The organism is Pseudomonas sp. A-B-19 (assembly GCF_019947515.1).
GTDB lineage: Bacteria > Pseudomonadota > Gammaproteobacteria > Pseudomonadales > Pseudomonadaceae > Aquipseudomonas.
In genome coordinates this window covers 251,189-265,569 of record NZ_JAGYGN010000003.1, presented here as the reverse complement: position 1 = coordinate 265,569, position 14,381 = coordinate 251,189, and the positions used below count along the sequence as shown (strand labels likewise).

Annotated in this window: 16 protein-coding genes; all 16 read left to right on the top strand. The window is 56.7% G+C overall.

Going from position 1 to position 14,381, the window contains the following annotated elements:
- The first annotated feature begins 259 nt into the window (after positions 1-259).
- The 16 genes from rpmH to atpG all read left to right on the top strand — a co-directional run bounded on the left by rpmH (position 260) and on the right by atpG (position 14,358).
- The gene (rpmH, locus tag KGA81_RS05105) at positions 260-394 is read left to right on the top strand and encodes a 50S ribosomal protein L34 (RefSeq protein WP_003213577.1); all 135 of its coding nucleotides are present in this window, start codon (positions 260-262) and stop codon (positions 392-394) included.
- A 16-nt stretch (positions 395-410) separates the two neighbouring features.
- Positions 411-812, top strand: coding sequence for a ribonuclease P protein component (gene rnpA / locus KGA81_RS05100; RefSeq protein ID WP_223544917.1), 402 nt, complete (start codon positions 411-413; stop codon positions 810-812).
- The gene (gene yidD / locus KGA81_RS05095) at positions 805-1,050 is read left to right on the top strand and encodes a membrane protein insertion efficiency factor YidD (protein WP_010207715.1); all 246 of its coding nucleotides are present in this window, start codon (positions 805-807) and stop codon (positions 1,048-1,050) included. The genes rnpA and yidD overlap by 8 nt, the downstream gene beginning before the upstream one ends.
- A 2-nt stretch (positions 1,051-1,052) precedes the next feature.
- Positions 1,053-2,732: a membrane protein insertase YidC gene (yidC, locus tag KGA81_RS05090; protein WP_007985062.1), complete on the top strand. Its 1,680-nt coding sequence runs from the start codon at positions 1,053-1,055 to the stop codon at positions 2,730-2,732.
- A gap of 79 nt (positions 2,733-2,811) precedes the next feature.
- Positions 2,812-4,182 carry a tRNA uridine-5-carboxymethylaminomethyl(34) synthesis GTPase MnmE gene (gene mnmE / locus KGA81_RS05085; RefSeq protein WP_223544823.1) on the top strand — a complete coding sequence of 457 codons (1,371 nt, stop codon included), beginning with the start codon at positions 2,812-2,814 and terminating at the stop codon, positions 4,180-4,182.
- 549 nt (positions 4,183-4,731) lie between these two features.
- Positions 4,732-6,630, top strand: coding sequence for a tRNA uridine-5-carboxymethylaminomethyl(34) synthesis enzyme MnmG (gene mnmG, locus KGA81_RS05080; protein ID WP_223544822.1), 1,899 nt, complete (start codon positions 4,732-4,734; stop codon positions 6,628-6,630).
- Complete coding sequence (gene rsmG, locus KGA81_RS05075; RefSeq protein ID WP_223544821.1) at positions 6,627-7,271, top strand: 16S rRNA (guanine(527)-N(7))-methyltransferase RsmG; 645 nt, start codon at positions 6,627-6,629, stop codon at positions 7,269-7,271. The genes mnmG and rsmG overlap by 4 nt, the downstream gene beginning before the upstream one ends.
- An 18-nt stretch (positions 7,272-7,289) precedes the next feature.
- Complete coding sequence (locus KGA81_RS05070) at positions 7,290-8,087, top strand: ParA family protein (protein WP_007969897.1); 798 nt, start codon at positions 7,290-7,292, stop codon at positions 8,085-8,087.
- Between the two features lie 9 nt (positions 8,088-8,096).
- The gene (locus KGA81_RS05065) at positions 8,097-8,969 is read left to right on the top strand and encodes a ParB/RepB/Spo0J family partition protein (RefSeq protein WP_204932611.1); all 873 of its coding nucleotides are present in this window, start codon (positions 8,097-8,099) and stop codon (positions 8,967-8,969) included.
- Positions 8,970-9,117: 148 nt separating this feature from the next.
- The gene (locus KGA81_RS05060; protein ID WP_223544820.1) at positions 9,118-9,525 is read left to right on the top strand and encodes a F0F1 ATP synthase subunit I; all 408 of its coding nucleotides are present in this window, start codon (positions 9,118-9,120) and stop codon (positions 9,523-9,525) included.
- A 16-nt stretch (positions 9,526-9,541) separates the two neighbouring features.
- Positions 9,542-10,411, top strand: a complete 870-nt coding sequence (atpB, locus tag KGA81_RS05055; RefSeq protein WP_095943038.1) for a F0F1 ATP synthase subunit A — start codon at positions 9,542-9,544, stop codon at positions 10,409-10,411.
- Positions 10,412-10,545: 134 nt separating this feature from the next.
- The gene (gene atpE / locus KGA81_RS05050; RefSeq protein WP_003097235.1) at positions 10,546-10,803 is read left to right on the top strand and encodes a F0F1 ATP synthase subunit C; all 258 of its coding nucleotides are present in this window, start codon (positions 10,546-10,548) and stop codon (positions 10,801-10,803) included.
- A gap of 58 nt (positions 10,804-10,861) precedes the next feature.
- Positions 10,862-11,332: a F0F1 ATP synthase subunit B gene (locus KGA81_RS05045; RefSeq protein ID WP_223544819.1), complete on the top strand. Its 471-nt coding sequence runs from the start codon at positions 10,862-10,864 to the stop codon at positions 11,330-11,332.
- A gap of 12 nt (positions 11,333-11,344) precedes the next feature.
- Complete coding sequence (locus tag KGA81_RS05040; RefSeq protein ID WP_223544818.1) at positions 11,345-11,881, top strand: F0F1 ATP synthase subunit delta; 537 nt, start codon at positions 11,345-11,347, stop codon at positions 11,879-11,881.
- 21 nt (positions 11,882-11,902) lie between these two features.
- Positions 11,903-13,447, top strand: coding sequence for a F0F1 ATP synthase subunit alpha (gene atpA, locus KGA81_RS05035; protein WP_223544817.1), 1,545 nt, complete (start codon positions 11,903-11,905; stop codon positions 13,445-13,447).
- A gap of 50 nt (positions 13,448-13,497) precedes the next feature.
- Positions 13,498-14,358 carry a F0F1 ATP synthase subunit gamma gene (gene atpG / locus KGA81_RS05030; protein ID WP_007934344.1) on the top strand — a complete coding sequence of 287 codons (861 nt, stop codon included), beginning with the start codon at positions 13,498-13,500 and terminating at the stop codon, positions 14,356-14,358.
- The last annotated feature ends 23 nt before the right edge of the window (positions 14,359-14,381 follow it).

The window sequence follows — 14,381 nt, the reverse complement described above, 5'->3', positions numbered from 1 at the left end:
AGACAGAACAAGGGCTGAAACTACTTATCCACAGAAGACTGCGAGCCTAGCTTTTATAAGCTTTACAGAAAAGCTTTAAATACTTTCCTTTCTTATTCTTATATTTGCCGATGGTCCGTACAGCGCAAAACGTCCGCAGATCTATTTATAAGGAAACGCTGGTTGGAAATTGACCTGAAGGCTTGCTTTCTCTAGAATCCCCGGTCTCTTAAAACGGGGGCCATTCCGGCCCGTTGTGGACGAACCAGGTAACACGACAATGAAACGTACTTTCCAACCAAGCACTATCAAACGCGCTCGTACCCACGGTTTCCGTGCTCGCATGGCTACCAAGAACGGTCGTGCCGTCCTGTCGCGTCGTCGCGCCAAAGGTCGTGCGCGTCTGGCAGTTTGATAATCCGGCACTGGAGGTGAGTCAGGACTTCAGTCGGGAAAAGCGTCTGCTTACCCCCCGGCAATTCAAGGCGGTCTTTGACTCCCCTACCGGCAAGGTTCCGGGGAAAAATCTCCTGCTCCTTGCGCGCAACAACGATCTCGATCACCCCCGTCTCGGGTTGGTTATCGGGAAAAAGAGCGTAAAGCTCTCCGTCGAGCGCAATCGCCTCAAACGTCTGATGCGCGAATCGTTTCGCCTGAACCAGGATTCTCTGGCCGGCTGGGACATCGTTATCGTCGCGCGCAAAGGTTTGGGTGATGTAGAAAACCCCGAATTGATTCAGCATTTCGGCAAACTCTGGAAACGTCTGGCTCGCAGTTCGCCGGTACCAGCAGTCAAAACCGAAACTGTAGGGGTAGACAGTCCAGATGCGTAAACTGGCACTCGTTCCGATCCAGTTTTATCGCTATGCCATTAGTCCCCTGATGGCCAGTCACTGTCGTTTCTACCCCAGTTGTTCCTGCTACGCGTTAGAAGCCATCGAAAATCATGGCCTTCTTCGCGGTGGCTGGCTGACCTTTCGTCGTTTAGGTCGCTGTCATCCGTGGAATCCCGGTGGTTATGACCCGGTTCCACCTATCCCTACCTCCCGTTCTTCTTCGATGGCCGAGTAATCATGGATATCAAACGCACGATCCTGATCGTCGCCCTGGCAATCGTGTCCTACGTTATGGTTCTTAAATGGAACCAGGACTATGGCCAGGCTGCCCTGCCGACTCAGAATGTTGCCACCAATACGACTGCATCGGGCCTGCCGGATACGGCATCTGGCTCCAACGCTTCCGCCAGTGACGACATTCCACGTGCTGCAAGCGACACCAGCGCACCTGCCGAAACTCCGGTGGCTGTGAGCAAGGACCTCATCCAGATCAAAACGGATGTACTGGACCTGGCTGTCGACCCACAAGGTGGCGATGTTGCCCAACTGACCCTGCCGCTGTATCCGCGTCGTCAGGATCACCCGGAAATTCCGTTCCAGCTGTTCGATAATGGCGGCGAACGTACTTATCTGGCGCAAAGCGGTCTGATCGGCACCAACGGTCCGGATGCCAATTCGGCCGGTCGTCCGGTTTATTCCTCGGAGAAGAAGGTTTATCAACTGGCTGACGGTCAGGACCAATTGGTCGTAGACCTGAAGTTCAGCAAGGATGGCGTCAACTACATCAAGCGTTTCACCTTGAAACGCGGCCTGTACGACGTAACCGTTTCCTACCTGATCGACAACCAGAGCGCCCAGCCCTGGACCGGTGCGATGTTCGCCCAGTTGAAGCGTGACGCCAGCGCCGACCCATCGTCGACCACGGCTACCGGCACCGCGACTTACCTGGGCGCTGCCCTGTGGACAAGTTCGGAGCCGTACAAGAAAGTGTCCATGAAGGACATGGACAAGGCGCCGTTGAAAGAAACCGTCACTGGCGGTTGGGTTGCCTGGTTGCAGCACTACTTCGTGACCGCATGGATTCCGGCCAAGGGCGAAAACAACATCGTCCAGACCCGTAAAGACAGCAAAGGCAACTACATCATTGGCTACACCGGCCCATCGATGAGTGTTGCACCGGGTGCCAAGGCCGAGACCAGCGCTGTTCTGTACGCCGGTCCGAAAAGCCAGGCTGTGCTGAAAGAGTTGTCCCCAGGTCTGGAACTGACCGTCGACTACGGCATTCTGTGGTTCATTGCCCAGCCGATCTTCTGGTTGCTGCAACACATCCACGCCATTGTGGGTAACTGGGGCTGGTCGATCATCTTCCTGACCATGCTGATCAAAGGGATTTTCTTCCCGTTGTCGGCTGCCAGCTACAAATCCATGGCGCGCATGCGTGCAGTGGCACCGAAACTGGCAGCACTGAAAGAGCAACATGGCGATGACCGGCAGAAAATGTCGCAAGCCATGATGGAGCTGTACAAGAAAGAGAAGATCAATCCGCTGGGTGGTTGCTTGCCAATCCTCGTGCAGATGCCGGTTTTCCTCTCGCTGTACTGGGTTCTGCTGGAAAGCGTCGAGATGCGTCAGGCGCCGTTCATGCTGTGGATCACTGACCTGTCGATCAAGGATCCGTTCTTCATTCTGCCGATCATCATGGGTGCAACCATGTTCATCCAGCAGCAGCTGAACCCGACTCCACCGGATCCGATGCAAGCCAAGGTGATGAAACTGATGCCAATCATCTTCACCTTCTTCTTCCTGTGGTTCCCGGCGGGTCTGGTGCTGTACTGGGTAGTGAACAACTGCCTGTCGATCGCCCAACAGTGGTACATCACGCGTAAGATCGAAGCGGCTACGAAAGCAGCTGCCTGATTTACACTGTGGATAACCACTCAAAACGCCCCCTAGTGGGGCGTTTTGCTATCTGTCACTTTTGTCTGGATACCGGTTTATGAGCGTCCCTCGTGAAACCATCGCCGCCGTCGCCACCGCCCAAGGTCGTGGCGGTGTAGGCATCGTGCGTATTTCCGGGCCGTTGGCCAGCGTTGCGGCCAAGGCCTTCAGTGGTCGCGAGCTCAAGCCGCGATTTGCCCATTACGGTCCGTTTTTCAGTGAACACGACGAAGTGCTGGACCAGGGCATTGCCCTGTATTTCCCGGGCCCGAACTCGTTCACTGGCGAAGATGTGCTGGAGTTGCAAGGCCACGGCGGCCCGATCGTTCTGGACATGTTGCTCAAGCGCTGCCTGGAACTGGGTTGCCGGCTCGCCCGACCAGGGGAATTCAGCGAACGCGCCTTCCTCAACGATAAACTTGACCTGGCCCAGGCCGAAGCCATCGCCGACCTGATTGAAGCCAGTTCTGCCCAGGCTGCGCGAAACGCGTTGCGCTCCCTGCAGGGGGCTTTCTCGTCACGTGTGCATAACCTCACCGAGCAACTGATCGGCCTGCGGATCTATGTCGAAGCGGCCATCGATTTTCCGGAAGAGGAAATCGACTTCCTCGCCGATGGCCACGTCCTGAGCATGCTCGACAAGGTGCGCGACGAGTTATCCACCGTCATGCGCGAAGCCGGGCAGGGCGCCTTGCTGCGTGACGGCATGACCGTGGTCATTGCCGGTCGTCCCAATGCCGGTAAGTCCAGCCTGCTCAATGCACTGGCGGGGCGTGAAGCGGCGATCGTGACTGAAATTGCCGGCACTACCCGGGATGTCCTTCGTGAACATATCCACATAGATGGCATGCCGTTGCACGTGGTGGATACCGCCGGACTGCGCGATACCGATGATCATGTGGAAAAAATCGGCGTCGAGCGAGCCCTGAAAGCCATTGGCGAAGCGGATCGGGTACTGCTGGTGGTCGATGCCACGGCACCGGAAGCCCTCGATCCGTTTGCACTCTGGCCGGAGTTTCTCGAAATCCGTCCCGATCCCGCGAAAGTCACCCTGATCCGCAACAAGGCCGATCTTACGGGTGAAGCCATTGCCATGGAGGTCAGCAACGACGGCCATGTCACCATCAGCCTGAGCGCCAAGTCGGGTGGTGTCGGGCTGGAGCTGCTGCGTGATCACCTCAAGGCCTGCATGGGCTATGAACAAACGTCCGAAAGCAGCTTCAGCGCTCGCCGGCGACACCTTGAGGCGCTACGTCATGCCAGTGCTGCACTCGAGCATGGTCGCGCCCAATTGACCCTGGCCGGTGCTGGCGAGTTGTTGGCCGAGGATTTGCGCCAGGCTCAGCAGTCGCTGGGTGAAATCACCGGTGCTTTCAGTTCTGACGATCTGCTGGGGCGAATTTTCTCCAGCTTCTGTATCGGCAAGTAGCCCTCCGGTTATTCGCAGACAGGCCATTCGTGCCTGTCTGCTCCCTCCTTTTCTGAAAAAACCTCCAGTGCCGAGCGGACGTCGTCAGCTTGAGCGGAATTCCTGTACCCGAATTTCGGGCAAACGGCACTTTTCTGTGGATTAAGCCCTGTGAATAACCGTGGCTAAGGGCAGTTGATAACAGGGCCTGAAAACTGAACATAACCTCCTCTGTGGATAACAACCCCTTTCATCCACAGGCTTACACCGGTTATCCAAGGGCCTCATTGGCACATGAACACAGGGTTTTGAATCTCTGTACACATTGAAAACAAAGGGCTGTATAGATCTATCCACAGAAAGGCATGTGCATAGAAATAAACATAAAAACAAAGATTTAATAAATTTCTTTCTTTTTAATTTCTATAACCTCGAGTTTTCCACAGCTGGTTAAATTTTGTGCAAAGGGTTCTTTAGGAAGGGCGAAGTCCCTATACTTGTCGACCAGGTCCAAAAACCTGAGCTCAAACTATTCCTGAATTACCTACTTAAGCAGGCACGAGGTGCGTGGTGGATTTCCCTTCCCGTTTTGAAGTGATCGTCATCGGCGGCGGTCATGCCGGTACCGAGGCAGCACTGGCCTCAGCACGTATGGGGGTTAAAACCCTGTTGCTGACGCATAACGTGGAAACCCTCGGTGCCATGAGTTGCAACCCGGCTATTGGCGGGATCGGCAAAAGCCATCTGGTCAAGGAAATCGATGCCCTCGGTGGCGCGATGGCCATGGCTACCGATAAAGGTGGCATCCAGTTTCGCGTGTTGAACAGCCGCAAAGGCCCGGCCGTACGTGCAACCCGCGCGCAGGCAGACCGGGTTCTGTACAAGGCCGCTGTCCGCGAAATCCTGGAAAACCAGCCGAACCTGTGGATATTTCAACAGGCCGCTGACGATCTGATCGTCGAGCAGGAACAAGTCCGTGGTGTTGTCACCCAAATGGGCCTGCGTTTCTTCGCCGATTCCGTGGTGTTGACCACCGGTACGTTCCTTGGTGGACTTATCCACATCGGTTTGCAGAATTTTTCCGGCGGTCGCGCCGGTGATCCGCCGTCGATTGCGCTGGCTCACCGTCTGCGTGAACTGCCATTGCGTGTGGGTCGTTTGAAAACCGGTACTCCGCCGCGTATCGACGGCCGGTCTGTGGATTTCTCGGTAATGGCCGAACAACCGGGCGATACGCCGATCCCGGTGATGTCGTTCATGGGCAACAAGGAACAGCATCCACGGCAGGTCAGTTGCTGGATTACCCACACGAATGCGCGCACCCACGAAATCATTGCCGCGAACCTCGACCGTTCGCCGATGTATTCCGCTGCCGGTGAGATCGAAGGTATCGGCCCGCGTTATTGCCCGTCGATCGAAGACAAGATCCATCGATTTGCCGACAAGGAAAGCCATCAGGTGTTCATCGAACCGGAAGGTTTGACCACCCATGAGCTGTATCCGAACGGGATATCCACAAGCTTGCCGTTCGACGTGCAACTGCAGATCGTGCAATCGATCCGTGGCATGGAAAACGCGCACATCGTGCGTCCGGGCTACGCGATCGAGTACGACTACTTCGATCCACGGGATTTGAAATACAGCCTGGAAACCAAAGTCATCGGCGGCCTGTTCTTTGCCGGGCAAATCAACGGCACCACCGGTTACGAAGAAGCCGGCGCCCAGGGTTTGCTCGCCGGGACCAACGCTGCACTGCGTGCGCAAGGCAAAGAGGCATGGTGCCCGCGTCGCGACGAGGCCTACATCGGCGTGTTGGTCGACGACCTGATTACCCTCGGTACCCAAGAGCCGTACCGGATGTTCACCTCCCGTGCCGAATACCGTTTGATCCTGCGTGAAGACAACGCCGACCTGCGCTTGACCGAAAAAGGTCGCGAACTGGGCCTGGTGGATGACGAGCGTTGGGCCGCTTTCTGCAAAAAACGCGAAAGCATCGAACTGGAAGAGCAGCGTCTGAAAAGCACCTGGGTCCGTCCGGGCACCGAACAAGGTGATGCGATTGCCGAAAAATTCGGCACGCCGCTGACTCATGAATACAACCTGCTCAACCTCCTGAGTCGTCCGGAAATCGACTACGCTGGTCTGATTGCCGTGACCGGTGGCGGCGCAGATGATCCACAGGTTGCCGAGCAGGTCGAAATCAAGACCAAGTACGCCGGCTACATCGATCGCCAACAGGATGAAATCGCCCGCTTGCGCGCCAGCGAAGACACCAAACTGCCTGTGGATATCGATTACACGAACATTTCCGGGCTCTCCAAGGAGATCCAGAGCAAGCTCGGCGCGACCCGTCCAGAAACCTTGGGTCAGGCCTCGCGTATCCCGGGCGTAACGCCGGCAGCCATTTCGCTGTTGATGATTCATTTGAAAAAACGCGGCGCGGGCCGTCAGTTGGAGCAAAGCGCTTGAGTTCGTTGGTCACTTCGCAACACGCAGAAGAGTTATCCACAGGTGCCCGCCAGCTTGGCGTCACGCTGACAGAAACCCAGCACGCGCAACTGCTGGGTTATCTGGCCCTGTTGATCAAATGGAACAAGGCTTACAACCTCACTGCCGTACGTGATCCGGACGAAATGGTTTCCCGTCACCTGCTCGACAGTCTGAGCGTGATGTCATTCATCGAAAACGGACGCTGGCTCGACGTCGGCAGTGGCGGCGGCATGCCAGGCATTCCGCTGGCCATTCTGTTTCCCGAGTCCCAGGTGACCTGCCTGGACAGCAATGGCAAGAAAACCCGCTTCCTGACCCAGGTCAAACTCGAACTCAAACTGGATAACCTGCAAGTTATCCACAGTCGCGTCGAAGCCTTCCAGCCTGTCCAGCCGTTCAACGGGATCATTTCCCGGGCGTTCAGCAGCATGGAGAACTTCAGCAACTGGACTCGCCACCTCGGCGACACCGAAACACGCTGGTTGGCAATGAAGGGCGTTCATCCGGCCGATGAGCTGGTAGCATTGCCGGCAGACTTCCACCTCGATAGCGAACACGCCCTGGCCGTACCTGGTTGCCAAGGCCAACGCCATCTGCTGATACTGCGCCGCACGGCATGATTGGGAACACAAGCAAGAATGGCTAAGGTATTCGCGATTGCGAACCAAAAGGGTGGCGTGGGCAAAACCACCACCTGCATCAACCTCGCAGCATCCCTGGTCGCGACCAAGCGCCGGGTGCTGTTGATCGACCTTGATCCACAAGGCAACGCCACCATGGGTAGCGGTGTGGATAAACATGGCCTGGAAAACTCGGTCTACGACCTGCTGATCGGCGAGTGCGACCTGGCCCAGGCCATGCACTTCTCCGAACACGGTGGTTACCAGCTGTTGCCAGCCAACCGCGACCTCACCGCGGCCGAAGTGGTGCTGCTGGAAATGCAGATGAAGGAAAGTCGCCTGCGCAGTGCGCTGGCGCCGATCCGGGAAAACTACGATTACATCCTGATCGACTGTCCGCCGTCGCTGTCGATGCTGACCTTGAACGCACTGGTTGCCGCCGACGGGGTCATTATCCCCATGCAGTGCGAGTACTTCGCACTCGAAGGCTTGAGCGACCTTGTGGATAACATCAAACGTATCGCTGAACTGCTGAACCCGAACCTCAAGGTCGAAGGCCTGCTGCGAACGATGTACGACCCGCGGCTGAGCCTGATGAACGATGTCTCGGCGCAGCTCAAGGAACACTTCGGCGAACAGCTCTACGACACCGTCATTCCGCGCAACATCCGTCTGGCCGAAGCGCCAAGCTACGGCATGCCGGCGCTGGCGTACGACAAAGCATCGCGAGGCGCCGTTGCCTATCTGGCATTGGCGGGCGAAATGGTTCGTCGTCAACGCAAAAACTCACGCATCGCCGCTGCTCAGGCAACTTAAGGAATCCCCATGGCCGTCAAGAAACGAGGTCTCGGACGTGGACTGGATGCTCTGTTGAGTGGTCCGACTGTCAGTTCGCTGGAAGAACAAGCGGCGCAAGCCGATCAGCGTGAGCTGCAACACCTTCCCCTGGACCTGCTCCAGCGCGGCAAATACCAGCCGCGTCGTGACATGGATCCGCAAGCGCTCGAAGAGCTGGCGCAGTCGATCAAGGCCCAGGGCGTCATGCAGCCCATCGTGGTTCGCCCGATCGGCAGCGGCCGCTTTGAAATCATTGCCGGCGAACGCCGCTGGCGCGCCAGCCAGCAGGCCGGGCAGGAAACCATCCCGGCGATGGTTCGCGATGTACCCGATGAAACCGCCATTGCCATCGCTCTGATCGAGAACATCCAGCGCGAAGACCTGAACCCGATTGAAGAAGCGGTGGCCCTGCAGCGTTTGCAGCAGGAGTTCCAGCTGACCCAGCAACAGGTGGCTGAAGCTGTGGGCAAGTCCCGGGTGACCGTGGCCAACCTGCTGCGCCTGATTTCCCTGCCGGAAGTCATCAAGACCATGTTGTCCCACGGCGACCTGGAAATGGGTCATGCCCGTGCTTTGCTCGGGTTACCGGAAAATCAACAGGTTGAAGGGGCGCGACATGTTGTCGCACGCGGGCTGACCGTGCGCCAGACTGAGGCATTGGTTCGCCAGTGGTTGAGTGGCAAACCGGAGCCTGTTGAACCGGCAAAACCGGACCCGGATATCGCCCGCCTCGAACAGCGCCTGGCCGAGCGCCTAGGCTCTGCGGTGCAGATTCGCCACGGTAAGAAGGGTAAAGGGCAGTTGGTGATTGGTTACAACTCTCTGGATGAGCTTCAAGGCGTACTTGCACATATCCGCTGAAACATTTCCTCATGTAGCGCGCAGTCGGAAATCACTACCTGACAGTTGAATAGGGGCAGAACCGCCCCTATACTCTGCGCGCATTTTGTCGGCACAAATTATGCCAAGTTAGTGAGTTTCGGCAGCCGACCATTGGGGAGTAAAAGTGATGGAAACCCGCACGCCAAACCGCCTGCCCTTCCATCGTCTGGCAGTTTTTCCGGTGTTAATGGCTCAACTTGTCGTTCTGCTCATTGCCGCTTTGGCGCTCTGGCAACGGTATGGAGTCGTTGCCGGGTACTCGGGGCTCTGCGGAGGCCTGATAGCCTTGCTTCCCAATATTTATTTCGCTCACAGGGCATTTCGGTTTACCGGCGCCCGGGCAGCTCAAGCCATCGTCCGGTCTTTTTATGCCGGCGAGGCGGGCAAACTGATTTTGACGGCGGTGCTTTTTGCATTGACGTTCGCAGGTGTGAAGCCATTGGCGCCGCTGGCTGTATTCGGCGTCTTCGTGCTGACCCAACTGGTCAGCTGGTTCGCTCCCCTGCTGATGAGAACAAGACTTTCGAGACCTTAGGGCGTTTGAGGCAAACATGGCAGAAACAACCGCTTCGGGCTATATCCAGCACCACTTGCAGAACCTGACCTTCGGTCAGCTCCCTACCGGCGGCTGGGGCTTTGCCCACACCGCAGCAGAAGCCAAGGAAATGGGCTTCTGGGCTTTCCACGTCGATACTCTCGGCTGGTCGGTCGCATTGGGTCTGATCTTCGTTCTTCTTTTCCGTATGGCGGCAAAGAAAGCGACTTCGGGTCAGCCTGGTGCTTTGCAGAACTTCGTTGAAGTTTTGGTCGAATTCGTCGATGGCAGCGTGAAAGACAGCTTCCATGGCCGTAGCCCGGTGATTGCACCGCTGGCACTGACCATCTTCGTCTGGGTGTTCCTGATGAACGCCGTCGACCTGGTACCGGTCGACTGGATTCCTCAACTGGCCATCCTGATCACCGGCGACCACCACATCCCGTTCCGCGCCGTGTCGACCACCGACCCGAACGCGACCCTGGGCATGGCGTTCTCGGTTTTCGCACTGATCATTTTCTACAGCATCAAGGTCAAGGGCCTCGGCGGCTTCATCGGCGAGCTGACCCTGCACCCGTTCGGCAGCAAGAACATCTTCGTTCAGGCCCTGCTGATCCCGGTGAACTTCCTGCTGGAGTTCGTAACCCTGATCGCCAAGCCGATCTCCCTGGCTCTGCGTCTGTTCGGCAACATGTACGCCGGCGAGCTGGTCTTCATTCTGATTGCTGTGATGTTCGGCAGCGGTCTGCTCTGGCTCAGCGGCCTGGGCGTCGTTCTGCAGTGGGCGTGGGCTGTGTTCCACATCCTGATCATCACCCTGCAGGCGTTCATCTTCATGATGTTGACCATCGTCTACCTGTCGATGGCACACGAAGAAAACCATTAAGGCCAGTCTCGACTAGTCTGATGTCCCTCCCCGTTAAACGGGAGGGGGCTCTTAACGGGGCCTCTGAAACGATTTGTTTTACCGCTTTAAATTAAAAAAACCTAAACCATACGACGTAAAAGTCGGGAGGAAAGATGGAAACTGTAGTTGGTCTAACCGCTATCGCTGTTGCACTGTTGATCGGCCTGGGCGCACTGGGTACCGCAATTGGTTTCGGCCTGCTGGGCGGCAAGTTCCTGGAAGGCGCAGCGCGTCAGCCAGAAATGGTTCCAATGCTGCAAGTTAAAATGTTCATCGTTGCCGGTCTGCTCGACGCCGTAACCATGATCGGTGTTGGTATCGCTCTGTTCTTCACCTTTGCGAACCCGTTCGTTGGTCAAATCGCTGGCTGATTACTCGGATCTTCCGGGTAATTTGGTGTGATGGACAACGTAACTGCGAGGTGTTGGCGTGAACATTAATGCGACCCTGATTGGCCAGTCCGTTGCGTTCCTGATTTTTGTACTGTTCTGCATGAAGTTCGTATGGCCTCCGGTCATTGCGGCGCTGCACGAACGTCAAAAGAAGATCGCTGATGGTCTGGACGCTGCCAGCCGTGCAGCTCGCGACCTGGAGTTGGCCCAAGAGAAAGCGGGTCAGCAACTGCGCGAAGCGAAAGCTCAGGCAGCTGAAATCATCGAGCAAGCCAAGAAACGCGGTAACCAGATTGTCGAAGAGGCTGTTGAAAAAGCCCGTATCGACGCTGACCGTGTGAAGGTTCAGGCTCAAGCCGAGATTGAACAGGAACTGAACAGTGTCAAAGACATGCTGCGTGCCCAAGTGGGCTTGCTTGCAGTCGAAGGCGCCGAGAAGATCCTGGGTGCCACAATCGATCAAAACGCGCACGCAAAGCTGGTTAACCAACTGGCTGCTGAAATCTAAGCGAGGGCGATCATGGCAGAACTGACCACGTTGGCCCGACCTTACGCTAAGGCGGCCTTCGAGCACGCTCAGGCCCACCAGCAACTGGCCAATTGGTCAGCCATGCTCGGCCTGGCTGCGGCGGTGTCACAAGACGACACCCTGCAGCGCGTGCTCAAGGCCCCGCGACTGACGAGCGCAGAAAAGGCCACCACGTTCATTGACGTGTGTGGCGACAAGTTTGATGCCAAGGCACAGAACTTCATCAATGTCGTTGCCGAAAACGACCGTCTTCTGCTATTGCCGGAGATCGCCGCTCTTTTCGACCTGTACAAGGCCGAGCAAGAGAAGTCGGTAGACGTTGAAGTGACCAGTGCTTTTGCATTGAACCAAGAACAGCAAGACAAACTCGCCAAGGTTCTCAGTGCACGACTCGACCGGGAAGTGCGCCTGCAAGTTGCGGAAGACCCATCCCTCATTGGGGGTGTTGTCATTCGCGCCGGCGACCTGGTTATCGATGGCTCGATTCGCGGCAAAATCGCGAAACTGGCCGAAGCATTGAAATCTTGAGTTTGAAGGGGCAGCAGAGCAATGCAGCAACTCAATCCTTCCGAAATAAGTGAAATTATCAAGGGCCGCATCGACAAGCTCGATGTGACCTCCCAAGCCCGTAACGAAGGCACTGTCGTCAGCGTATCTGACGGTATCGTGCGGATTCACGGTCTGGCCGACGTAATGTACGGCGAGATGATCGAGTTTCCGGGCGGCGTCTTCGGTATGGCCCTCAACCTGGAGCAAGACTCCGTAGGTGCCGTTGTATTGGGCGCTTACCAGTCTCTGGCTGAAGGCATGAGCGCCAAGTGCACCGGCCGCATCCTCGAAGTTCCGGTTGGTAAGGAACTGCTGGGTCGCGTAGTCGACGCACTGGGTAACCCGGTTGACGGCAAAGGTCCACTGAACAACACCGAGACCGACGCGGTCGAGAAAGTTGCTCCAGGCGTGATCTGGCGTAAGTCGGTAGACCAGCCTGTACAGACTGGCTACAAGGCTGTCGATGCGATGATCCCTGTCGGCCGTGGCCAGCGTGAGCTGATCATCGGTGACCGTCAGATCGGTAAAACCGCTCTGGCGATCGACGCGATCATCAACCAGAAGAACAGCGGCATTTTCTGCGTCTACGTAGCCATCGGTCAGAAACAATCGACCATCGCCAACGTGGTTCGCAAGCTGGAAGAAAACGGCGCCCTGGCCAACACGATCATCGTGGCTGCCAGTGCTTCGGAATCTCCTGCGCTGCAATTCCTGGCACCGTACTCCGGTTGCACCATGGGCGAATACTTCCGCGACCGCGGTGAAGACGCGCTGATCGTTTATGACGATCTGTCCAAGCAAGCAGTGGCTTACCGCCAGATTTCCCTGCTGCTGCGCCGTCCACCAGGCCGTGAAGCTTACCCAGGCGACGTGTTCTATCTCCACTCCCGTCTGCTGGAGCGCGCATCCCGCGTTTCGGAAGAGTACGTAGAGAAGTTCACCAACGGCGCAGTGACCGGCAAAACCGGTTCCCTGACCGCACTGCCGATCATCGAAACCCAGGCTGGCGACGTTTCCGCGTTCGTTCCGACCAACGTGATTTCCATCACCGACGGTCAGATCTTCCTGGAATCGGCCATGTTCAACTCGGGCATCCGCCCTGCAGTGAACGCCGGTGTTTCGGTATCCCGTGTGGGTGGTGCCGCTCAGACCAAGATCATCAAGAAGCTGTCCGGTGGTATCCGTACCGCTCTGGCTCAGTACCGTGAACTGGCGGCATTCGCCCAGTTCGCTTCTGACCTGGACGAAGCGACCCGTAAGCAACTTGAGCATGGTCAGCGCGTTACCGAGCTGATGAAGCAGAAGCAATACGCACCAATGTCGATCGCTGACATGGCGCTGTCGCTGTATGCCGCTGAGCGTGGGTTCCTGACTGACGTTGAAATCGCCAAGATCGGCAGCTTCGAGCAAGCGCTGATTGCTTTCTTCAACCGCGATCACGCCGATTTGATGGCGAAGATCAACGTGAAAGGTGACTTCAATGACGAAATCGACGCTGGCATGAAAGCCGGTATCGAGAAGTTCAAGGCCACCCAAACCTGGTAAGCCGCAGCGGGAGCCGCAAGGCTCCCGCTTGCTAACCTGATAGGTGTTACATGGCAGGCGCAAAAGAGATTCGCAGTAAGATTGCGAGCATCAAAAGCACGCAAAAGATTACCAGCGCCATGGAAAAAGTGGCGGTCAGTAAAATGCGCAAGGCACAAATGCGCATGGCTGCTAGCCGTCCTTACGCGGAGCGCATCCGCCAGGTTATTGGCCATCTGGCCAACGCTAACCCGGAATATCGCCACCCATTCATGATCGACCGTGAAGTAAAGCGCGTCGGTTACGTTGTGGTGAGCAGTGACCGTGGTCTGTGTGGTGGCTTGAACACCAACCTGTTCAAGGCCCTGGTCAAGGACATGGCGGTAAACCGCGAAAACGGCGTCGAGATCGATCTGTGTGTAGTGGGTAGCAAGGGTGCGGCTTTCTTCCGCAACTTCGGCGGTAACGTCGTTGCAGCTATCAGCCACCTGGGTGAAGAGCCGTCGATCAATGACCTGATCGGCAGCGTCAAGGTGATGCTGGATGCCTACCTGGACGGCCGTATTGACCGCCTGTCCGTGGTGTCCAACAAGTTCATCAACACCATGACGCAACAGCCTACCGTGGAGCAGTTGATTCCATTGGTGGCAACCCCGGATCAAGAACTCAAGCACCACTGGGATTATCTGTACGAACCGGACGCCAAAGAGCTGCTTGACGGCTTGATGGTCCGTTACGTGGAGTCGCAGGTCTACCAGGCGGTGGTCGAGAACAACGCGGCTGAACAGGCTGCGCGGATGATCGCAATGAAGAACGCTACCGACAACGCCGGTGATTTGATCAGCGATTTGCAGCTGGTCTACAACAAGGCGCGTCAGGCTGCGATCACCCAAGAGATCTCGGAAATCGTCGGCGGCGCTGCCGCGGTTTAACGGTTCAAATATTCAGAGGATCC

Excerpts from the sequence above, each read along its gene's own strand:
- rpmH (WP_003213577.1), top strand. The coding sequence starts at position 260 with ATGAAACGTACTTTCCAACCAAGCACTATCAAACGCGCTCGTACCCAC.
- yidD (WP_010207715.1), top strand. The coding sequence starts at position 805 with ATGCGTAAACTGGCACTCGTTCCGATCCAGTTTTATCGCTATGCCATT.
- yidC (WP_007985062.1), top strand. The coding sequence starts at position 1,053 with ATGGATATCAAACGCACGATCCTGATCGTCGCCCTGGCAATCGTGTCC.
- mnmE (WP_223544823.1), top strand. The coding sequence starts at position 2,812 with ATGAGCGTCCCTCGTGAAACCATCGCCGCCGTCGCCACCGCCCAAGGT.
- KGA81_RS05070 (WP_007969897.1), top strand. The coding sequence starts at position 7,290 with ATGGCTAAGGTATTCGCGATTGCGAACCAAAAGGGTGGCGTGGGCAAA.
- KGA81_RS05065 (WP_204932611.1), top strand. The coding sequence starts at position 8,097 with ATGGCCGTCAAGAAACGAGGTCTCGGACGTGGACTGGATGCTCTGTTG.
- KGA81_RS05060 (WP_223544820.1), top strand. The coding sequence starts at position 9,118 with ATGGAAACCCGCACGCCAAACCGCCTGCCCTTCCATCGTCTGGCAGTT.
- atpB (WP_095943038.1), top strand. The coding sequence starts at position 9,542 with ATGGCAGAAACAACCGCTTCGGGCTATATCCAGCACCACTTGCAGAAC.
- atpE (WP_003097235.1), top strand. The coding sequence starts at position 10,546 with ATGGAAACTGTAGTTGGTCTAACCGCTATCGCTGTTGCACTGTTGATC.
- KGA81_RS05040 (WP_223544818.1), top strand. The coding sequence starts at position 11,345 with ATGGCAGAACTGACCACGTTGGCCCGACCTTACGCTAAGGCGGCCTTC.
- atpA (WP_223544817.1), top strand. The coding sequence starts at position 11,903 with ATGCAGCAACTCAATCCTTCCGAAATAAGTGAAATTATCAAGGGCCGC.
- atpG (WP_007934344.1), top strand. The coding sequence starts at position 13,498 with ATGGCAGGCGCAAAAGAGATTCGCAGTAAGATTGCGAGCATCAAAAGC.